Consider the following 21192-nt stretch of genomic DNA (forward strand, 5'->3'; position numbering starts at 1 on the left):
GCGGGCCGTTGCATCCATCACGATCGCGCTGCGATCAGTGGTGGTGACCACCGTCGCCATGGACATGGCCGTGTTCGATTTCTTCCTTGCCGGCCTCGCGCACGTCGACGATTTCGACGTCGAAATGCAGGTCCTTGCCGGCCATCGGATGATTCAGGTCAACATCGACGACACTCATGCCGACCTTCTGCACCGTCACCGCGCGCGGGCCGAAGTTGGTCTGCAGCACGACCTGCTGGCCCGGGGCCAGCCTGGTGTTGCCGAAGTGCTTCTTCGGCACGCGCTGGGACAGGCCGTCACGACGCTCGCCATAGGCGTCCGCCGCCTTGACGTCGACGCTGAAGGCCGCACCGGCTTCCTTGTCCATCATGGCGTTTTCCAGGCCCGGGATGATGTTGCCGTGGCCGATCAGGATCGCCAACGGCTCGCCGCGGTCCTTGGACGACTCGATCGGCTCCTGGCCGACTTCGGAAACGGTGTAGTGGAAGCGGACAACGCGGTCTTTTTCGATCTTCATGCGCAACTCTGTCTGGATCTGCCGGAGGCAGGCGGGTTGGGGCGGGTTGTCGCCCGGCGGGGACGCCGCCATCATGACGGCCAATCCAAGGTGGCGCATTATCCGGAGATCATGCACATCACGCCAGTTTCTCCCGGCCTGCGCCGGTGCCTCGCCCCGGCCCTGCTGCTGGCCCTGCCCCTGCTGATGACCGCCTGCGGAGGCGGCAAGGCCACGCGCCCCGCTCCGCCACCGCCATCGGCCCACTGGCCAAAGACCGTACCGGACAATCCCGAGGCCGCCAATTCGGTCCTGATGCGCGCCATCAGCCTGGTCGGCACCCCCTACCGCTATGGCGGCAATACCCCCGATTCGGGCTTCGATTGCAGCGGCCTGGTCGCCTATGTCTACCGTGAGATGCTGGACCTGAAGCTGCCGCGCACCTCGCGCGACCTGGCTGCGGTGCAGGGCCCGAAGATCGATCCGCAGCGCCTGGCCACCGGTGACCTGGTGTTCTTCGGCAGCCGTGGCAACGTCACCCATGTCGGCATCTACGTGGGCGAAGGACGCTTCGTGCACGCGCCGAGCACAGGGGGCACCGTACGGCTGGATTCGCTCAGCGGCCCCTACTGGAAGGACCATTACACAGGCGCGAAACGTGTTCTTCGCTAAAATGAACAGGCAATATGTTCAAAACTGTGACTGTCATCACATAACAACTAACGAATTCCTAACGGAATTTTTAACTTATCCGTCCTTTTACAGGGCATGATGCCCCATCGTTTTTTTCCTGTGACCGACGCGTGACGACTGACGACCTGAAAAGCGAAGGCCAGACTTCCGTATCTTCACGTAGTGCCCGCCCCCTGTTGCTTGGCTTGGCACTGTGCCTGACCAGCCTTCCGGCCTGGTCCCAGACTGCTCCACACCATTCCGATGTGGCCTCGGCCCCGGTGGCCGAGAACGCGGCCCGACCGGCCGCCAAGGCCGAGGTTGCCGCTCCGCAGCGCAGCCGCGTCGACGCCGCCGCCAGCGCCACGCTGGCGGCACTGCTGCCACACCTGGCGGCCAATGACACCATTCCGTTGATGGACCGTTCGGCCGTGGTCGCCGGCGACCTCAGTCGCCTGCTTGCCAACTACGACACCAGCAGCGCCGCCAATGGCAGCGTCGTCGGTTCGGCCGCCGACAACGGCAAGGTGCAGTCACTGCTGCGACGTGCGATGACCCTGCTCGGCACCCCGTACCGTTGGGGCGGCAGCAACCCGGACAGCGGATTCGATTGCAGTGGCCTGGTCGGCTATGTGTTCCGCTCGGCCCTGGGCATCGAGTTGCCGCGCGTCTCGCGCGAGATGGCGCGCGACGACAATGCCGAACTGATCAATGACCGCGCCGCGCTGGCGGCCGGTGATCTGGTGTTCTTCGGTCGCAAGGGCCGCGTCGACCATGTCGGCATCTATGTCGGCGACGGCCGCTTCCTGCATGCACCAAGCACCGGCAAGGATGTTCGCGTGGACACGCTGCTCAGCGGCTACTGGGGCAACAAGTTCATGCAGGCCCGCCGGGTCGACCTCTGACCGGCTGGCGCCTGCGCGCCGCCTGATACGCAAAGCAAAGCCGCTGCCCTGCAGCGGCTTTTCTGTTGCGCCAGTGGCCGGGCCTCGACGGAGCGCGGACCTGCTGACTCCCTGATCGGTGCCGGCCATTGGTTGGCATCTGCCTCCATCCACGAGCGACGCAGGCCTACCAGGGAAAACAAAGGGCCCGCCGGGTCAGGGCGGGCCTTTCATCTCCACGCAACCTCAGCCGCGTGGTGGTGTCGGATCGGGGTCATCCACGCCCACATTGCTGGACGGGTTGTCATACACCGCCTGGTCCAGCAGCCCGGTTTCCTTGGCCACGATCACCGGCACCAGCATCTGGCCGGTCACATTCGTCATCGTGCGCATCATGTCCAGGATGCGATCAATGGCATACAGGTAGCCGATGGTCTCCAGCGGCAGGTTGGCCGCGCTCAGCACCACCGTGGCCATGATCACCGCCGTACCCGGCACCCCGGCCGTACCGAAGCTGCCCAGCACCGAAGCGATCAGTACCACCACGTACTGTTCCGGGGTCAGCGGCACGCCGCTGTACTGCGCGATGAACACCGCACACAACGCCGGATAGATCGCACCGCAGCCGTCCATCTTGATGCTGGCGCCCAGGGGCACCGCGAACGCACCGTAGTCCTTGTTCACGCCCAGGTTGTGGGTGATCGAGCGCAGCGCCACCGGCATCGCCGCGAAGCTGGACGAGCTGACGAACGCCACCTGCATGCCCGGCGCCGCACCTCGGAAGAACTTCAGTGGATTAAGCCCATGCGCCAGCAGCAGCGCGCTGTAGACCACCACGATGTGCAGGGCGCAGGCTACGTACAGGGCCAGCACGAAATGGCCCAGTGGCAGCAGCTTCTCGAAGCCATAGCTGCCGACCAGGCCGGCAATCAGGCCAAAGGTCCCGACCGGGGTGACTTCCAGCACGAAGCGGGTCACCTGGATCATGATGTCGCTCATCTGGCCGACCAGCTTGCGCGCCTCGGTCACCTTCTCGCCCAGCTTGACGATGGCAAAGCCGACCAGGCCGGCGAAGAAGATCACCGGCAGGATCGAGCCGCGACCTGCCGCCAGCACCGTCTCGCCCGCCGCATTGACCTTGGTGCCGATCCCGGACAACGCATAGAAGACGTTGGCCGGCACGACATCCAGCAGCACCTGCACCACGCTGGGAACTTCACGCGGCACGTAGTTGCTGGCCATCGTCAACTGCAGGCCGCCGGCACCTGGTTGCAGCACGGTGCCCACTGCCAGGCCCACGCACACCGCCAGGGCAGCGGTGATCACGAACCACAGGAAGGTACGGCCACTGAGCGCAGCGACCGACTTCTGCCCATGTAGAGAGGAAATCGCGTTGATGACCGCGAAGAACACCAGCGGCACCGCGATCATCTTGATCAGCGTGACGTACAGCTCACCGAGCGGGCCGAACCAGGTTTCCGCGGCCGGGCCGAACGCCCAGCCCGCCAGCGCGCCAAGCACGAAGCCACCGACCACGCGCTGCCAGAATGGAATCCGCAGCCAGGCAGAGACCAGCTTCATAGGCAATCCAGAGGGAAGAAAGGGATGCTTGCACGATAGCCCAACGCAGCCGATAGGACGACCGCCCGGCCGGCAAATCAGTGTGTCATCGGCGTGCCTTGCGCGGGCGGGCATAATGAACGCCCCGTTACAGTTCGTGAGATCCCAGCGTCCATGCGTCGTTCCGTCTCCCTGTTGGCCGCCTGCGCCACCACCCTGCTGCTCGGCGCCTGCGCCAGTACGTCCCCTGCTTCCGCCCCGGCCGGCCTGAAGGTCGCCGTCGACCCCGTCGCCCACCCCGCCGGCGAGACCCCGCAGTGGTGGTACCGCAGTGGCGCCGCACAGGCCGCCGCCAACGGTGCGATGTCCGGCAGGGCCAAGAACGTCATCCTGTTCCTCGGTGATGGCATGAGCCTGACCACCGTGGCCGCCTCGCGCATCTATGAAGGCCAGAAGAAGGGTGGTTCGGGCGAGGAGAACCTGCTGTCCTGGGAGCGCTTCCCCGCCACGGCGTTCAGCAAGACCTACAACACCGATTCGCAGACCCCGGACTCGGCCGGCACCATGACCGCCATTACCACCGGCGTGAAGACCCACATGGGCGCGATCGGCGTCAGCGCCGGCAGCCGCACCGACTGCGCCGACAGCCTGTCCAAGGGCCTGCTGACCTGGCTGCAGCTGGCCGACAGTGCCGGCCTGGCCACCGGCGTGGTGTCCACCGCACGCCTGACCCATGCGACCCCCGCCGCCACCTACGCCCACTCGCCCGAGCGCAACTGGGAAAACGACACCGACCTGACCGAAGCCGCCAAGGCTGCCGGGTGCAAGGACATTGCCCAGCAACTGCTGTCGACCTCCCGCTACGGTCGAGGCCCACTGGTGGCCCTGGGCGGTGGTCGCGGCGAATTCACCACCGTGGAAGAACGCGATCCCGAGTACGACGACAAGGTCGGCCAGCGCCTGGACGGTCGCAGCCTGGTGCAGGAGTGGCAGCAGGCGCATCCGCAGGGCGCCTATGTGTGGAACAGCAGGCAGCTGGCCGCCGCCGGCGATGCACCAGCCATCCTCGGCCTGTTCGAGCCGGACCACATGCGCTACGAGTACGAGCGCCCGCAGGATCCGGGCGGCGAGCCGAGCCTGGCTGAACTGACCGCGGCGGCGATCAAGAACCTGTCCAGGCACCCGGAAGGCTATGTGCTGATGGTTGAAGGCGCGCGCATCGACCACGCCAATCACAGTGGCAACGCCTACCGTGCCCTGACCGAAACCGTGGCCCTGTCCGATGCAGTGCGCGTGGCCAACGAACTGACCTCGGCCGACGACACCCTGATCATCGTCACCGCCGACCACTCGCACACCCTGAACTTCGTCGGCTACCCGGCGCGCGGCAACCCGATCCTCGGCAAGGTGAAGGACAAGGGCGGCGAAGACGGTGCCGGCAAGCTGGACTATGCACTCGACGGTACCGGCCAGCCGTACACCACGCTGAGCTACGCCAACGGCCCGGGCCACACCGGCAGCAGCAACCAGCAGCCGGCCGGCTCGAAGCGTTACCCGCACAACCCAAGCAGCTTCGAGCCGGCCAACGGCCGCCCGGACCTGCGCGAGGTGGACACCGAGCACCCGGACTACATGCAGGAGGCGCTGGTGCCGATGAAGTCCGAATCCCATGGTGGCGAGGATGTCGGCATCTGGGCCCGCGGCCCGGGCAGCAAGGCGATCCGCGGCACGCTGGAACAGAACGCGATCTACCACATGATCGTGCAGGCCACCCCGGCGCTGCGCGGGCGCCTGTGCCAGGCCGGCACCTGCGACGACAAGGGCGTGCCGGTGCAGTTGCCCGTGCCCGCTGCGTTCGAGAAGGCCGAAGCCAAGTGATTCGGCGGCGGGCCTGCCGCATTTCCGCCAGCGGCCGCCTTGCGCGGTCGCTGTTCGCGCTCGCCGCGCTGACCGGCGCCAATGCACTTGCGCAGGCATCGTCATGCGAACTGCTGGACGACGAGCACGGTCTTTCGCCACTCGCTGGCTGCGAGGTGGTCGACCACCGGCTGAGGATCGCGCCCGGCACGCTCAGGAACCTGGGCTTCGACGGGCAAGGCCTGGCCGTGGTGTACGCCGACCAGGGCTTCCACTATGTCGACCGCAAGGGCCGCAGCCTGCCAGTGCTGGCCTGGGACAACGGCCCGGACTCGCCCCAGGAAGGCCTGCTGCGTGGCCGCGTCGGCAACCGCGTGGGCTACTTTGATCTGAAGTTCCGGCAGGTGGTACCCGGTACATTCGATTTCGCCTGGCCGTTCCAGGACGGCGTGGCCCAGGTCTGCAACGGCTGCCATCGCGGCACGCCCGATGCCGATGGCCACACGCCGATGGAAGGCGGAGAGTGGTTCCGCATCGATCGCTCGGGCCGCCGGGTGAAGTAGGGTTTCGGCAGGGCTGCGCCCTGCACCTGCCGATGCAACGGCAACGGCCGAAGCAACAGCAACAGCAACAGCGTGCATTCCGTGGGATGGCGGGGTGGTGTGGGTGGGCAGGACACGCCGTAAACCCCCCTCCGGGGTCCGGCCCAGCCGCTGGCGGCTGTGCGTTCGGGCGCTTGCGAAGCAGTGCTTCGCAAGCAAAGCGCCCTCACCCATGGGGGCTCGATGGCGCCTTGCTCGTGTGCGCTGTCGTGCGCACACGGCAAGACCGGGGTTGGGCGTCCTGCCCAACCCGCCCGAGGCATGCCTCGGGCCCATGGCGCCAACGGTCCTGCCACCCACACCGCCCCACCCCCGAAAGTCTTCCGCGGCGGCCGGCAACCACGGCGGTTGCTGTTGCTCCTGGTAGGTGTCGACCTTGGTCGACACATCTGTCAGATATCGAAATAAGTCGGGGTCAGATCCGTTTTCCGCAGGAAAACGGTTCTGACCCCATGCCGTTCCAGCAGATCGCGGGATCTGTCGAAGGCGGGGTGGGTCCGGTTGCGGGAGTGTCCGCGGCATGGATGCCGCGGCCAAGCCCCCATGGACGGGTTTACGGCGTCTCCCGCAACCGGACCCACCCCGCCTACCCTCAGAAAACCAGCTTCTGCTGTTGCTGTTGCTGTTGCTGTTGCTGTTGCTGTTGCTGTTGCTGTTGCTGTTGCTGTTGCTGTTGCTGTTGATCGTAGCGGGCGCAGGGCGCAGCCCTGCCGAGCAACCCTATACTTGCCGCCGTGAATGCTTTCCCTGCCCTCGTCCCGCTGGATGCGCCCCTGCTGGTGGGCTACAGCGGCGGAGTCGACTCGACCGTGCTGCTGCACTGGTTGTGGCGCTGCGCACAGGCTTCAGGCACGGCCTTGCGTGCGGTGCACGTCCACCACGGCCTGCAGCCTGCCGCCGACGAATGGGTGCCGCATTGCCAGCAGCAATGTGCGGCACTGGGCATCGAACTGGCCGTGCACCGCGTGCGGATCGAAACCACCACAGGCCTTGGCATCGAGGGCGCCGCGCGGCAGGCACGACGTGCAGCCTTCGCGGCGGAGCTGCGCGACGGCGAAACACTGGCGCTGGCGCAGCACCAGGACGACCAGGCCGAGACCTTCCTGCTGCGTGCCCTGCGCGGTTCCGGCGTGGATGGCCTTGCGGCGATGTCCGCCAGCAGCCACCTTGGCGGATATCGCCTGTGGCGACCACTGCTGGCGGTCCCGCGCAGTGCATTGCTCGACTACGCCCGCCAACATGCCCTGCGCTGGGTCGAAGACCCCAGCAATGGCGACGACCACGCCGATCGCAATTTCCTGCGCCTGCAGGTGCTGCCACTGCTGCGTCAACGCTGGCCGCATGCGGCCGCCGCCCTCGCTGGCAGTGCCTTGCATTGCGGGCAGACCCGCGCACTGCTGGACGAGGAAGACGCCGAACTGATCGCGCACCTGGAAGTGGCACCGCGCGTGCTGTCGCTGCAGTTGCTGCGCCAGGTCCCGCTCCGCCGCACCGCACGCGTACTGCGGGCCTGGGTGATCGGCCACGGTGCGGCACCACTGCCAGCCGCGGTGTTGCAGCAGGCGCTGGATGAACTGCTGCCTGCCGGCAACGACCGCCAGGCCCGCGTGCGCTGGCACGGCCACGCGATCCGGCAATGGCGTGACCATGCCTATCTGCTGCCTGCACAGCTGCCGGCGCTGCCGAAAGACTGGCAGGCCCAGTGGGATGGCCGCGCGCCGCTGGCCCTGCCCGATGGGGGCCAGCTGTGCCTGCTCGGCACCCGTGCCTTCGAGCACCCGCTGCAGGTCCGCGCGCGGGCAGGTGGTGAACGCATCCGGCTGCCCGGGCGCCAGCATTCATCTGCGCTGAAGGACTGCCTGCAACGCGAACATCTGGCCCCCTGGCGACGCGCGCAGTTGCCGCTGCTGTTTGACAGCGAGCAGTTGCTGGCCGCCGCCGACGTGGTCATCGCCGCGCCGCTGCACACCTGGTTGCAGGCCCATGACGCGCGGCTGCAGTGGCGCCCGGGCGGCTGGTGAATTGACCCCCGCCTGCAGCCCGTCCACACTTGCCGCATGGCCAAGAAGTCCCCCGAAAACGCCTCCCCGGTTGCCCAGTTCGAGCAGTCGCTTGAATCACTGGAACAACTGGTGGAGCAGATGGAAACCGGCGAGCTGAGCCTGGAAGCGTCGCTCAGCGCTTATGAACGTGGCGTCGGGCTGTACCGGCAGTGCCAGAAGGCGCTGGAACAGGCCGAGCTGCGCGTGCGCCTGCTCAGCGACCCGGCCCAGCCCGACACCGCCGAACCCTTCGATCCCCCCGGCCATGACGGCTGAGGCCTTGTTCACGCGCTGGCGCGACCGGATCGAAAGCCAGCTCGACGCGGCCCTGCCCTCGCCTGCCGAAGCACCGCAACGCCTCCACCAGGCGATGCGTTATTCAGTGCTGGGCGGCGGCAAGCGGATGCGCCCGCTGCTGGTGTATGCCAGCGGCCACCTGTTCGGCGCCCAGCCGGAGCAGCTGGACGCAGCCGCGATGGCGGTGGAACTGATCCATGCCTATTCGCTGGTGCATGACGACCTGCCGGCCATGGACGACGACGCCCTCCGCCGCGGCAAGCCCACCACCCACATCGCCTTCGACGAAGCCACCGCGATCCTCGCCGGTGACGCACTGCAGGCCCGGGCCTTCAGCCTGCTGGCCGACGCGCCGCTGCCAGCCACGTTGCGCGTGGCCTGCCTGCAGACCCTGGCCCATGCGTCCGGTGCCTCCGGCATGTGCGGCGGCCAGGCCCTGGACATCGACGCCACCGGCCAGCAACAGGCTCTGGCGGCGCTGACGCGCATGCATGCCCTGAAGACCGGCGCACTGATCCGCGCGGCGGTACGCATGGGCGCGCTGTGCGGGCAGGCCCACGAACCACAGCTGGCCCGGCTGGACCACTTCGCCGATGCACTCGGCCTGGCCTTCCAGGTGCGCGATGACATCCTCGATGTCGAGGCCAGTTCGGAACAGCTGGGCAAGACGGCCGGCAAGGACCAGGCACAGGACAAGAGCACCTTCCCCGCGCTGCTCGGCATGGACGGTGCGAAAGCACAGTTGCACGCGCAGGCCGTGCGCATGCAGGAGATCCTGGCCGGCCATGGCGAGGAGGCCGATCCACTGCGCGCGTTGGCGACGCTGGCGGTGGAGCGGAATCACTGATCGCTGGCGGTGACGCTGCCGCGCTGCGCGCTCGCCAGGCGTGGCCCGCCGTACCGTAGGCGCCAAAATGGAAACGCCCGGCAATGCCGGGCGTTTTCATGTCCGCACGCGGCCGCTATTACTTGATCAGGCGCAGCGCGAACGGGTAGCGGTAGGCCTCGCCGTTGTTGGCCTTGACCGCAGCGATGATGCTGAACACCAGGCTGACCAGACCGACGACCGGCATCAGGATCGCGCCGATGACCACGATGGTCAGGATGATGCACACGACCATCGCAATGGCGACCGTGATCTGGAAGTTCAGGGCTTCCTTGGCCTGGTCGGTCACGAAGGCCTTGCCTGCGTCATCCTTGTTGATCAGCCAGATGATCAATGCGCCGATGAAGCCGGTGAAGATACCCAGCAGGTGGGCGGCCAGCGCCATGGTGCGCTGGTCGGACGGCACGTCGGTGGTCGCCGGCGGCGGTGGGACGTTATCGAATTCGCTCACGATAAAACTCCTTTTCATTGGGTGGTCTTGACCCACCAGCATCAGGCTGAATGCGTCAGGCGCGCATAGCTTACGCCATCAACGCCATCAATCATTACCGGCGATGGTCATCCGCCCCACCAGGATCGAGCCGGTCCGGATGTGCGAGCGGGGGTCGACGTCGCTGCCGACCGCCTCGATGCTGCCGAACATCTCGCGCAGGTTGCCGGCAATGGTGATGCCATCCACCGGGTACTGGATCTCGCCATTCTCGACACGGAAACCGCCCGCGCCGCGCGAATAGTCGCCGGTGACCCCGTTCACGCCCTGCCCCATCAACTCGGTCACCAGCAGGCCGTCGCCCATCTGCCGGGCAATCTCCTGCAGGGAACCGGCATTGGCCGCCAGCTGCAGGTTATGCACGCCACCGGCGTTGGCGGTGGTCTGCAGGCCCAGCCTGCGCGCCGAGTAACTGCCCAGCACGTAGCGCTGCAGTACGCCATCGCGGATCAGTGCCGAGGCGCGGGTCGCCACGCCATCGCCGTCGAACGCCGCCGAGCGCAGGCCGCGGCGCAGGTGCGGCAGTTCCTCGATCTGCATCCACTCGGGGAACAGGCGCTGGCCGACGCTGTCCAGCAGGAAACTGGCCTGGCGATAGAGGGCCCCGCCGGACACGGCCGACAGCAGGTGGCCGACCAGGCTGCGCGCCACTTCCGGGGCAAACAGTACCGGCATGCTGCCGGTGGCCAGCGAGCGGGGCTGCAGGCGGGCCACGGTACGCTCGGCGGCGCGGCGTCCGACCAGGCCCACCTGCTCCAGGTCCGCGCGGGCCAGTGCGCTGGTGTACCAGCCGTCACGCTGCATGCCGTCTCCCTGGCCTGCGATCAGCGCGCAGCCGATCGAATGGTGCGTACCGCGTTCCCGGCCAATGAATCCATGCGAGTTGGCGTACACCGACAGGCTCTGCGAACTCCCCACCGAAGCTCCGTCGGAGTTGCTGATGCGGCCATCCGCCTCGCGGCCGGCCGCTTCGCAGGCCAGTGCCAGGTCGACCGCGTCATCGGCATGCAACGTCCAGGGGTGCCAGCCGTCCAGATCCGGGAACTCGGTCGCCATCAGCGCCGCCTCGGCCAAGCCCGCCGCCGGGTCGTGCTCGGTGTGGCGGGCGATCGCGCAGGCCTGTTCGACGGTCGCGGCCAGGCTGGCCTCGTTCAGGTCGCCAGTGCTGGCACTGCCCTTGCGCTGGCCGAAGTAGACGGTGACGGCGATGCCGCGATCACGCGTGGACTGCACGGTCTCGACTTCGCCGAGGCGGACATTGACCTCCAGGCCACGGTCCTCACTGCAGCTCACCTCGGCCTGGCTGGCGCCGAGTGCGCGGGCGCGGTCAAGCAATTGCTGGGAAAGGTCGGCCAGCCGTTCCAGCCGGGCCGGGCTGTCGTCGCCGAGGGCGACTTCAGGGGCGATCACGTTCAATGCTTTATCCTGTACGGGTTGGGCCCGGCATCACGCCGGGCGACTTTTTTGAAAGCAGGTGTGGACGATGCGCGGACGCGACGAAGAAACCGGTGAATTCCTTGACAAGAGCCGCAAGCAGAAGCGCGGCGAGGCCCTGGAAGTCCTGGCCCTGGGTGAAAAGCTGGTGTCGCTGACCCCGGCCCAGCTGGCGCGCCTGCCGATCCCGGAAGATCTGCTGCCGCACATCGCAGAGTGCAAGCGGATCACCGCCCATATCGCCCACAAGCGGCAGCTGGCGTTCCTGGCCAAGCACATGCGCCGCGAGGACGAGGCCACGCTGGAGGCGATCCGCGATGCGCTGGATGCCAACAGCGAGACCGGCCGCCGCGAAGTGGCGATGATGCACCGCGTGGAAGACTGGCGCGATCGCCTGCTGGCCGAGGGTGACAAGGCGCTGGCCGCCCTGCTCGATGACTACCCGCAGGCCGACCGCCAGCAACTGCGCACGCTGGTGCGCAACGCCCAGGCCGAGAAGGCGAAGAACAAGCCACCGCGCGCCTACCGCGAGATCTACCAGGTGCTGCGTGGGCTGATGCTGCCGGCCGCGCTCGGCCTGAAGGCGGCCGGCGACGAACACGCCGACCGTCCGGCCGACGACGCCGGCGAAGACTGAGTCCCCGCCGGCCAGGGCGGTGGCGCTGGCCATCGCCCGGCTCAGGCCTGGGTACCGCCGACAGTGATGCCTTCGATCAACAGGGACGGCTGGCCGACACCCACCGGCACGCTCTGCCCGTCCTTGCCACAGATGCCCACGCCCTCGTCCAGGGCCAGGTCGTTGCCGACCATGCGCACCTTCTGCATGGTTTCCGGACCATTGCCGATCAGCGTCGCCCCCTTCACCGGCGTAGTCACGCGGCCATCCTCGATCAGGTAGGCCTCGGTGGCGGAGAACACGTACTTGCCGCTGGTGATGTCGACCTGGCCCCCGCCGAAGTTGACCGCATAGAGGCCCTTCTTCACCGAACGGATCATGTCCTGCGGGTCATGCTGGCCGGCGCGCATGTAGGTATTGGTCATGCGCGGCATGGTCAGGTGCGCGAACGATTCGCGGCGCGCGTTGCCGGTCGGCGCCATGCCCATCAGCCGCGCATTGAGGCTGTCCTGCATGTAGCCGACCAGGATGCCGTCCTCGATCAACGTCGTGCACTGGCTCGGGTGGCCTTCGTCGTCGATGTTCAGCGAGCCGCGGCGCCCGTCGAGCGTACCGTCGTCGACGATGGTCACGCCCGGCGCCGCCACGCGTTCACCGATGCGGCCGGCATAGACGCTGGTGCCCTTGCGGTTGAAGTCGCCTTCCAGGCCATGGCCCACGGCTTCGTGCAGCAGCACGCCCGGCCAGCCGGGGCCGAGCACCACCGGCATCACGCCGGCCGGTGCCGGCACTGCGTCCAGATTCACCAGCGCCTGGCGCAGAGCCTCGCGGGCGAAGGCTTCGGGGCGGCCACCGGCGAACAGTTCCTCGTAGCCATAGCGGCCACCACCACCGGCATAACCCGACTCACGACGGCCGTTCTGCTCGACGATCACCTGCACGTTCAGGCGTACCAGCGGGCGCACATCGGCACCGAGCACGCCATCGCTGCGGGCGATCAGTACCGTATCCACGCCGCCGGACAGGCTGACCATCACCTGCTTCACGCGCGGGTCGGCGGCGCGCAGGTAACCATCGAGGCGCTTGAGCACCTCGACCTTGGCCTCGTTGCCGATCCCGTCGATCGGGTCCAGCGCAGGGTACAGCGCGCGTGTATTGCCGCGCAGCAGCGAACGGCCGGACTGCGCGCCGCCCTCGCGCGAGATCGCACGCGCCGACTGCGCCGCCGCCAGCAGCGCGTCGGCATGGATGTCGTCGGAATAGGCGAAACCGGTCTTCTCTCCGGAAATCGCGCGCACGCCCACGCCCTGCTCGATGGAATGGGCGCCGTCCTTGACGATGCCGTCTTCCACGCTCCAGCTCTCGCGGCGTGCGTGCTGGAAATAAAGGTCGCCGAAGTCGACACCGGGGCCGAGCAGCTGGCCGAAGGCGCGCTCCAGGCCAGCGGTATCCAGGCCACCGGGGCGCAGCAGGCGGTCTTGGGCAAGCGTCAGGGCAATATCAGTCATGGTCTCGATCTGGGGATGCGGGGGCACTCAGGCAAGCCCCGTGAACGGATGGGCCTCGCTCACGGCGAGCGCGGCAGGTCGGTAACGGTCGGCGGGATGGCCGGCGCCGGCATGGGCGGCGGTGGCCGGTCGCGGCTGCGCTCGATCACCTCCACCTTCGGCTCCTTCCATGGACCGGTCACCTTGTAGGTACGGGCGCCAATCTCGCCCAAGGGCTTGGACAATACCGCATTGGTGGCCGCGCCCAGCGCCGCGCCCACCGGGCCGCCGGCCACCGCACCGACCACGGTCAGCAGGTTGCCCGCGCGCGGATTGACGTCGATGGTCTGGTCGAACTGCTGGTTGCGCAGGTCGGCCTGGCCGCGGATGGTGATGTTGGCCGCCGGGCCTTCGATCAGCACCTTGTCGGTGCGCGCCATGCCCTGGCCGAACTGCATGCTGCCGTCGATCTGGTTGAACGCGAAACCCTTGGAGAAGAAGTCGCGGAAGTCGAACATCAGGCGCCGTGGCAACTGGGTGACGCTGAGCAGGCCGAGCACGCGACCGGCACCGGGTTCCAGTTCCAGCAGTTGGCCGTTGCGGGCGTTCAGGTCGAGGCGGCCCTGCAGGTTGCCGAGCTGGAAGTCCGACGGGCCGCCACTCCACGATGCCTGCAACTGCGCCTGGCCCGAGCCGCCGCGCAGCTGGCCGCCATAGTCGAAGTTCTGCATCAGTCCGCCCAGGTCTTCGCTGCGCACCTGCGCGGTCAGTTCGGTGCGGGCACCTCCGGTGTGGCCCAGCCAGCGACCGCTGATGTCGATCTCCTGGTCCGGTGCACGGAAGCGCAGCTCGTCCACGTTCAGGCCATTGGCCAGCGGCCGCGTGCGCAGCACTGCCTGGCCGAGCACGACCTTGCCGAACTTGAGGTCTGCGATGTCCAGTGCGAACGGCGGCAACTTGGCCGGATCCACGTCGTTGGCGCCGGCCTGGATCCGCGCCGGCGTGGCCTGCGCCCCCGGTGATGCGGGCAGCGACTGCCAATGCACGCGCTCAAGCTGGCCGCTGATGGTGCCACCTTCGGCATTGGGCACGGTGATGCGGCCCGCCAGCGACGGGCCGTCCAAGCGCACGTCCAGCGCCTGCGCACCCGGTCGCAGCTGCAAGCGCGTCTGCTCGAAGACACCGCCGATCAGCTTGAGCTTTCCGACCTGCACATCCACGGCGCGCAGCGGCATCGCGTCATCGTCGCCACCACCACGCGCCAGGCTGATCCACTCCAGCGCATCCAGGGTCGGGCTGCGGCCATCGACCGCCAGTCCACTGGGCGGTGGCTCGCGGTCGACCTGGCTGCTGCCCAGCGTGACCTGTACGCCGGTCTGGTTGTTGTGGCTGCGCGCGGCCAGGGCCAGGCGCTGGCCGAAGGCCACGTCTATGCGGCCGGCGCCCATCGGCAACTGCGCCGCCACCGTGGTCGCCAGCGGTTCGCCGGCCGGCTTGTCCAGCGGTGCCGGCAGATCCAGGCGGGTTCCAACCAGGTCCGAACCCAGGCGCAGCTCACTCGGTGGCGCAGGCGCCCCCGGCGCGACCTTGGGCAGGTTGACTGCGATGGTCCACGGCGACGTACCGGTGATGTAGGGCTTCAGCCAGGCCATCTCCGGCGCGCGGTCGATCAGCACGCCGGCATCGAGGTTCGCCGACAGCAGCGATTCGAAGGCCAGGGTGCTGTCACGCACGTAGCTGCCGGCGCGCAGGCTCAAGCGCCCGTCCTGCCCAAGATGGCGCACCGACAGGCCTTCGGCGTCGAAACCACCGTTGCTGTAGCGGGCCTGCCCGCGCATGTCGTCGAAGGCCAGTGCAAAGCGCTTGTCGACCAGCTTCACACCGGCCAGGTCCACCGTTCCCTGCAGGTGCCCGCCACCTTCATCGTGGTGCATCGGCTGCAGCAGATCGAAGGTCACGTGCGCCGGGCCCGCCGCAGTGAGGTTGTCGAGGGTGTCGCCATAGCTCTTGTGCAGCGGGCTCTGCCGCAGCATCGCCAGCAGCCTGCCGGCCTCGCTCCGGGTGTCGGCCCGTACGTACAGCGGCTGCCGGCCGAAGTCGGGAATGCCCGCTTCGAACGTCTGTACCGCCACGCCCGCCAGGTCGCCGCGTCCGTGCATGCTGAAACCGGGGCCGATGAATGCGATATCGGCATCGACCTGGCGCATCAGCGGCCAGTCACGCTGGAAACGGATGTCGCCGTTGCTGATGTGCCCGGTCGCCTCGAAGCGGCCATCGTTGTTGTCGAATGGCCAGTCGTCCAGGTCACCACTGACCAGGCCGACGCCGCCCCGTACCTGGCCGCCCGCCAGCGCCATGTCCAGCCAGTCGGTGGCTGCCTTGCTCATCCTGGAGTGGATCCAGAAACGCTTGGCTGCGGTCATCGGCACGTCGTCGAGCCTGGCCGCCAGCTGCAGCCACGGGCGGGTACCGTCTCCCTGGAACCAGACCCCGCCGCGCACGTCGGCCGCATAGTCGGTGCCCTGCACGCGCATCGCGGGCGTGCCGACGCGCCAGCCACCGGCTTCATCGCGCCAGCCCACCACCTGGCCGGCCAGGTGCAGGTCATGGCGCACGCCAAAGCCCGTCGGCCAGTCGAACTGCAACTGCCGCTGGGGCTCCAGCTGCAGGCTGAAGCCGTCGGCATCCGCTTCGAAGCGCCCGCCCAGGCCGCGTACCCCCGGGGAATGGCCGACGCTGGCAAAGCCCAGCGACTGCAGTTCGCCCTGGGCCCATAGCGGCCCATCGCGTTCGCCGGCCAGCTGCAGATCACGCACATCCAGCTGCGGCCTGGACAGGAACAACCAGTGGCGCAGGCCGGGCGCGAGACGATCGCTCAGCGCCAACGCGCGCAGCGCCATGCCGGCCTGCACCGGCCCCGAACGCACGCGCAGTTGCCGGCCGACCTGCAACTGCAGGCCATCGAGCCGCTGCTCGTCCTCTTCCGCCTTCAGCCGCAGGCGTGCCACCTGCAGTGCCCAGCCATCGCCCTGGCGCTGCCAGCGCAGGCGTGCCTGCAGCCGCTGCAGCTGCAGCTGTGGTGCCGCCACGTCCGGCATCGGTGCGCCGTCGATGCGCACGTCGCGCAGGTCCGAGTCGGTTGTCACCGCAACCGGTACGAAATCGTGCAGGGCCAGCCACAGGTTCAGCTCGCCCCTGCCCTCGCGCAGGCGCACGCCACCTGCTGCCAGCACCGGCGCCCAGGCATGGAAGTCGACCGGATCGCCCCCCAGCCAGGCCTGGCCATTGCCGCGCAGGCGGTCGAGGTCCAGCACCGCGGTCAATGGCAGCGCGTCCGTCTGTGCCCAGGCACGCACACCGACCCGCAGGCGGTCGCCGTCGACCCGCATGCGCAGGTCGATGCGCGGCAACGTCGTATCAATACCCAGCCCTGGCGCGTGCACGCCGAGGCGGCCACCGATCACCTGCAGCTCACCCAGCCGGCGCAGCGCATCCAGCGGATCCGCCGTACTACTGGACCGCGGCAGTCCCCGCACCGACCAGCGGCCATCCGTGCCCTGCTGGAGGTCCAGTGCGAGGCCGCGCAGGCGCAGCTCGGTCAGCGAACGCCCGGGCAGCAGGCCGGCATACATCGAGACCAGCACCTCGGCCTCGCCAACGGCCAGGCCGGAGCCCGTCCCGATACGCAACCCTTGCAACTGCAGCAGGGGGCCACGCCGGGTCCAGGCGGTCTGCAGCTGATCGAAACGCACCGGCTGGCCGGCCCGCTCACTCAGCCACGCAGCAATCCTGTCCGGGTGGCGTTCGGCCAGCGGCAGCAGCTGGCTCAACGTACCCACCAGCAATGCAAGCCCGACCAGGCCCACCGCGCAGGCGGCGATGATGTGACGGCGGATCCTTCGCAGTCGCAGGCGCCACGGCGTGCTCATCGGCCACCGCCGGCATGCGGCCGGCGAGGATCAGAGCAGAACGACATCGAACTGCTCCTGCAGGTACTGCTCGTCGGCCTGGAAGCGGATGCTCTTGCCGAGGAATTCCTCCAGCTCGGCAACCGCCGAGGACTCCTCGTCGGTGATGCGCGCGACCACCTTGGTCGAGGCGATCACCAGCAACCGCGCCGCATCGAACTGGCGCACCGCGCGGGTGATCTCCCGGAAGATCTCGTAGGTCACCGTCTCGGTGGTCTTGATGGTGCCGCGGCCGCTGCACTGCGGGCAGGTTTCCGACAGCTGGCGCTCCAGGCTTTCCACGGTGCGCTTGCGGGTCATCTCCACCAGTCCCAGCGGGGAGAAGTCGTACACGGTGGTCTTGGCGTGGTCGCGCGCCAGCGCCTTCTCCAGCGTGCGCAGCACCTGGCGGCGATGCTCGGCATCATCCATGTCGATGAAGTCGATGATGATGATGCCCCCCAGGTTGCGCAGCCGCAGCTGCCTCGCCACCGCCTGCGCAGCCTCCAGGTTGGTGCGGAACACCGTCTCCTCCAGGTTGCGCTGGCCGAGGAACGAACCGGTGTTGACGTCGATGGTGGTCATCGCCTCGGTCTGGTCGATCACCAGGTAGCCGCCGGATTTCAGCGGCACCTGCTTATCCAGCGCACGACCGATTTCGTCCTCCACGCCGAACATGTCGAAGATCGGGCGGTCGCCGGAATACAGTTCCAGCTTCTCGGCCAGCACCGGCATGTACTTGGCGACGAAGGCCTGCAGCTGGGCGAAGGTCTCCTTCGAGTCCACCTTCACCTTGTCCACGTCCTTGCGGATCAGATCGCGCACCGAACGCAGCGGCAGGCTCAGGTCCTCGTAGATGATGCTGCACGAGGGGGCCTCGCGCCCGCGGCGCTCGACCACGTTCCAGACCCGCGACAGGTAGGCGATGTCTTCGGCGATGGCCTCGGCCGGCTGGCCCTCCGCATTGGTACGCACGATATAGCCGTAACCACCGTGCTGTGCCGACAGTTCGGTCACCAGTGCCTTCAGGCGCGCGCGCTCCGCTTCGTCCTCGATGCGTGCCGACACGCCCACCACTTTCGACTGCGGCAACAGCACCATGTAGCGCGAGGGAATGCTGATCTGCGTGGTCAGGCGCGCGCCCTTGGTGCCGATCGGGTCCTTCACCACCTGCACCACGATGTCCTGGCCGTCGCGCAGCAGTTCCACGATCGGCACGCTGGCCGGTGGCGGCAGGGTGGTGTTCTCGGTATCGGCGCTGGCCACCGGCGCCGGCCGCACCACGTCGTTGGCGTGCAGGAAGGCGGCGCGCTCCAGCCCGACCTCGACGAAGGCGGCCTGCATGCCGGGCATGACCCGCTGCACCTTGCCCTTGTAGATGTTGCCGACCACTCCCCGGCGCCAGCCGCGCTCGATGTGCAGTTCCTGCAGCATGCCGTTTTCGATCACCGCGACCCGGGTTTCGCGCGGGGTCACGTTGACCAGGATTTCCTCAGACATCGGCAGCCTCCCTGGCGGCATTGGCAGTCGGCGCCGGCACGCCGCAACGTGCCAGCAGACGATCGGTGTGCAGCAGTGGCAGCCCCATTACCCCGGAATAGCTGCCGGAAAGGTGCTCGATCCAGCGCTCGGCCCCGCCCTGGATGGCATAGGCACCCGCCTTGTCCAGCGGTTCGCCGGTGGCGACGTAGGCGGCGATGTCGGCGGCATCGATCGGCGCGAAGGTCACTTCGGAAATGACCAGTTCGCTGTACAGCCCATCCGCGCCGGCCACTACCACCGCGGTCATCACCTGGTGGGTCCGCCCCGCCAGCCGCGCCAGCATGGCCCGCGCATCGGCGGCATCGACCGGCTTGCCGAACACCTCGCCGTCCAGCACCACTTCGGTGTCCGAGCCGAGCACCCACGCCCGCGGATCGGCGGGCAGCACCCGGAAGAGGCCGGCACGGGCCTTGTCGGCAGCGACCCGGCAGACATACTGTTCGGCACTTTCAGAGGGCGCACGCTGTTCGGGCACCTCCAGGTCCAGTGCCTGGAAGGAGTGCCCGAGTCGGGCCAGCAGCTGGTTGCGCCGGGGGGAACGGGATGCAAGATAGAGCATCAGCACAGCATAACTGAGGCTGCCACCTGAATCGCTGGCAACCCGTCCCGGAACGCGTGCAACCCCGAGCAGACTCACAGCGCGTTCATCGCTGCGACACCACCCTCACCGGCACAACAACAAGGAGATCCCATGCGCCTGACCGCCACCCCGCTGCTGCTCGCCCTGTCCCTCGCCCTTGGAACCTCGATGACCGCCCATGCCGCCCCGCCGCCGTCGATCACCGCCCCCGCCGAAGGCACCCTGCTGAACATCTCGGCCAATGCGGAAGCCACCCGCGTGCCGGACGTGGCCACGCTGTCGGCCGGCGTCGTCACCCAGGCCGCCGATGGCAACAGCGCCATGCGCCAGAATGCCCAGCAGATGGACAAGGTGCTGGCCGCGATCAAGGCCGCCGGCATCGCCGAGCGCGACGTGCAGACCAGCGGCATCAGCCTCAATCCGCAGTACCGCTATGCCGACAACGAGGCGCCGAAGATCACCGGCTACCAGGCCAGCAACACGGTCAGCCTGAAGGTCCGCGACATTGCCAGGCTCGGCAAGGTGCTTGATGCGCTGGCCGCACAGGGGGCCAACCAGATCAATGGCCCGCAGTTCGAGATCGACCAGCCCGAGCCGGTCTATGACGAGGCCCGACTGGCGGCGCTGAAGAAGGCCCAGGCCCGCGCCCAGACCTATGCAAAGTCGCTGGGCCTGCAGGTTCGCCGCATCGTCAGCATTTCCGAAAACGCCGGCGGCGGCTTCCGCCCGGCGCCGATGATGCGTGCGATGGCCGCCGACGCGGCGATGGGCAAGTCGACGACGGTTGCTCCGGGCGAATCGACGGTCTCGGTCAACCTGGACGTGGTATTCGAGCTGGGTCGCTGACGCCATCCGTCGCGGCCGGCACGGGCGGGGCCTTCTGGGGCCCCGCCTTTTTCATGCCTGCCGGCGCACCAGATGAAGGCCAGCCCAACGGCCAGGCCCATGCCTCTAGCCAGTTGCCGACAGGGCGCGCTACTGATGGGCTGCCAGCCGCGTGCGGCAACCCCGCCACGGGCCCTGGTGCGTTGAGGACTTCGTCACTGGCATGGAGGTGGATCATGGTTCGTACGTATCCCGTTGCATCCCCGCATTTCGACCCCGCCCGCGTAGCCGCCTGGAGTGCGGCGATCGCCCTGCACCTGCTGGCCTTCCTGTTGCTGCTCATCCCTGCGACCTACCAGGCGGTGCAGGCCCCGCGTGACAAAACCACGGTCAGGCTGATCGACAAGATCCCGCCAACGCCGCCGCCCCCGGTACTGGAACCGCCCAGGGAGGTCGCCCGGGTCGTACCGAAGCCACAGAGGCAGCCGGTCGCGCCGCCGCTGCCCGCCCCTACCGCGACCGTGGAAGAGACCCAGGGCATCGCGCTGCCGGCCGCCGAACCGGCCCCGCCGCAACCCGCGCCCAGCATCGACGCTTCCACCCCGCTGGCCGGCGCCCAGCTGCAGTACCGCAGCGCACCGCCGCCGGGCTATCCGGTCCAGGCCCTGCGCAGCCGTGAGCAGGGCACAGTCCTGCTGCGGGTGGAGGTGGACAGCCTGGGCCAGCCGGTCGCGGTCAGTATCGAGCGCAGCAGCGGCTCACGCAGCCTGGACCAGGCCGCGCGCCAGCAGGTGCTGAGACACTGGCGCTTCGAACCGGCCCAGCGCGGCGGCGTGGCCGTCCCGGCCATCGGCATGGTGCCGGTGCAGTTCTCGCTGCCGGACTAGCACCACGCGACGCCCCCGGCCCGGCTCCGGCCGGGCCGGGGGGAACGCACGGCGACGGACCCGGTTCGGGCCTGGCCGGGCGCCGGGA

At 68.2% G+C, this 21192-nt stretch carries 18 protein-coding genes; 10 read left to right on the plus strand and 8 right to left on the minus strand.

What is annotated here, in order from left to right; translation table 11 throughout:
* Window positions 1-34: 34 nt before the first annotated feature.
* Window positions 35-517, minus strand: a complete 483-nt coding sequence (locus A9K58_RS15540; protein ID WP_065200202.1) for an FKBP-type peptidyl-prolyl cis-trans isomerase — start codon at window positions 515-517, stop codon at window positions 35-37.
* A gap of 111 nt (window positions 518-628) precedes the next feature.
* Between A9K58_RS15540 and A9K58_RS15545 the strand changes: the two genes are divergently transcribed.
* Window positions 629-1168, plus strand: a complete 540-nt coding sequence (locus tag A9K58_RS15545) for a C40 family peptidase (protein WP_065200273.1) — start codon at window positions 629-631, stop codon at window positions 1166-1168.
* 131 nt (window positions 1169-1299) lie between these two features.
* Window positions 1300-2073: a C40 family peptidase gene (locus A9K58_RS15550; protein WP_065200203.1), complete on the plus strand. Its 774-nt coding sequence runs from the start codon at window positions 1300-1302 to the stop codon at window positions 2071-2073.
* Between the two features lie 225 nt (window positions 2074-2298).
* On the opposite strand, the gene A9K58_RS15555 is transcribed toward A9K58_RS15550, so the two are convergent.
* Window positions 2299-3633 (minus strand): dicarboxylate/amino acid:cation symporter, encoded by a 1335-nt coding sequence (locus A9K58_RS15555; protein WP_065200204.1) that lies wholly within the window; start codon window positions 3631-3633, stop codon window positions 2299-2301.
* A gap of 153 nt (window positions 3634-3786) precedes the next feature.
* On the opposite strand from A9K58_RS15555, the gene A9K58_RS15560 reads away from it, so the two are divergent.
* The 5 genes from A9K58_RS15560 to A9K58_RS15580 all read left to right on the plus strand — a co-directional run bounded on the left by A9K58_RS15560 (window position 3787) and on the right by A9K58_RS15580 (window position 9257).
* Window positions 3787-5490 (plus strand): alkaline phosphatase, encoded by a 1704-nt coding sequence (locus A9K58_RS15560; RefSeq protein WP_065200205.1) that lies wholly within the window; start codon window positions 3787-3789, stop codon window positions 5488-5490.
* The gene (locus A9K58_RS15565; protein ID WP_065200206.1) at window positions 5487-6032 is read left to right on the plus strand and encodes a WG repeat-containing protein; all 546 of its coding nucleotides are present in this window, start codon (window positions 5487-5489) and stop codon (window positions 6030-6032) included. The genes A9K58_RS15560 and A9K58_RS15565 overlap by 4 nt, the downstream gene beginning before the upstream one ends.
* A 773-nt stretch (window positions 6033-6805) precedes the next feature.
* Window positions 6806-8092, plus strand: a complete 1287-nt coding sequence (gene tilS / locus A9K58_RS15570) for a tRNA lysidine(34) synthetase TilS (protein WP_065200207.1) — start codon at window positions 6806-6808, stop codon at window positions 8090-8092.
* 36 nt (window positions 8093-8128) lie between these two features.
* On the plus strand, window positions 8129-8389 hold the full coding sequence (locus tag A9K58_RS15575; protein WP_065200208.1) for an exodeoxyribonuclease VII small subunit: 261 nt from the start codon (window positions 8129-8131) through the stop codon (window positions 8387-8389).
* Window positions 8379-9257, plus strand: coding sequence for a polyprenyl synthetase family protein (locus A9K58_RS15580; RefSeq protein ID WP_065200209.1), 879 nt, complete (start codon window positions 8379-8381; stop codon window positions 9255-9257). The genes A9K58_RS15575 and A9K58_RS15580 overlap by 11 nt, the downstream gene beginning before the upstream one ends.
* Window positions 9258-9375: 118 nt before the next feature.
* Here A9K58_RS15580 and A9K58_RS15585 read toward each other — a convergent pair whose 3' ends face one another.
* Together A9K58_RS15585 and pmbA are read right to left on the minus strand one after the other, a co-directional pair.
* Window positions 9376-9747 carry a DUF4870 domain-containing protein gene (locus A9K58_RS15585; RefSeq protein WP_065200210.1) on the minus strand — a complete coding sequence of 124 codons (372 nt, stop codon included), beginning with the start codon at window positions 9745-9747 and terminating at the stop codon, window positions 9376-9378.
* An 87-nt stretch (window positions 9748-9834) separates the two neighbouring features.
* Window positions 9835-11202 (minus strand): metalloprotease PmbA, encoded by a 1368-nt coding sequence (gene pmbA, locus A9K58_RS15590; RefSeq protein ID WP_065200211.1) that lies wholly within the window; start codon window positions 11200-11202, stop codon window positions 9835-9837.
* Between the two features lie 67 nt (window positions 11203-11269).
* Between pmbA and yjgA the strand changes: the two genes are divergently transcribed.
* On the plus strand, window positions 11270-11857 hold the full coding sequence (gene yjgA / locus A9K58_RS15595; protein ID WP_065200212.1) for a ribosome biogenesis factor YjgA: 588 nt from the start codon (window positions 11270-11272) through the stop codon (window positions 11855-11857).
* A 41-nt stretch (window positions 11858-11898) separates the two neighbouring features.
* On the opposite strand, the gene tldD is transcribed toward yjgA, so the two are convergent.
* The 4 genes from tldD to A9K58_RS15615 are packed head-to-tail and all read right to left on the minus strand — an operon-like array spanning window position 11899 to window position 19371.
* Complete coding sequence (gene tldD / locus A9K58_RS15600) at window positions 11899-13344, minus strand: metalloprotease TldD (protein ID WP_065200213.1); 1446 nt, start codon at window positions 13342-13344, stop codon at window positions 11899-11901.
* 59 nt (window positions 13345-13403) lie between these two features.
* A complete protein-coding gene (locus A9K58_RS15605; RefSeq protein WP_065200214.1) occupies window positions 13404-17252 on the minus strand; it encodes a YhdP family protein in 3849 nt (1282 codons plus the stop codon).
* 30 nt (window positions 17253-17282) lie between these two features.
* Window positions 17283-18770, minus strand: coding sequence for a ribonuclease G (gene rng / locus A9K58_RS15610; protein WP_065200215.1), 1488 nt, complete (start codon window positions 18768-18770; stop codon window positions 17283-17285).
* Window positions 18763-19371, minus strand: coding sequence for a Maf family nucleotide pyrophosphatase (locus tag A9K58_RS15615; RefSeq protein ID WP_065200216.1), 609 nt, complete (start codon window positions 19369-19371; stop codon window positions 18763-18765). The genes rng and A9K58_RS15615 overlap by 8 nt, the downstream gene beginning before the upstream one ends.
* Window positions 19372-19503: 132 nt before the next feature.
* Between A9K58_RS15615 and A9K58_RS15620 the strand changes: the two genes are divergently transcribed.
* Together A9K58_RS15620 and A9K58_RS15625 are read left to right on the plus strand one after the other, a co-directional pair.
* Window positions 19504-20238 carry an SIMPL domain-containing protein gene (locus A9K58_RS15620; RefSeq protein ID WP_065200217.1) on the plus strand — a complete coding sequence of 245 codons (735 nt, stop codon included), beginning with the start codon at window positions 19504-19506 and terminating at the stop codon, window positions 20236-20238.
* A 215-nt stretch (window positions 20239-20453) separates the two neighbouring features.
* A complete protein-coding gene (locus tag A9K58_RS15625; protein WP_065200218.1) occupies window positions 20454-21104 on the plus strand; it encodes an energy transducer TonB in 651 nt (216 codons plus the stop codon).
* Window positions 21105-21192 lie beyond the last annotated feature (88 nt).

The sequence above is a fragment of the Stenotrophomonas maltophilia genome, from assembly GCF_001676385.1.
Lineage (GTDB): Bacteria > Pseudomonadota > Gammaproteobacteria > Xanthomonadales > Xanthomonadaceae > Stenotrophomonas > Stenotrophomonas maltophilia_J.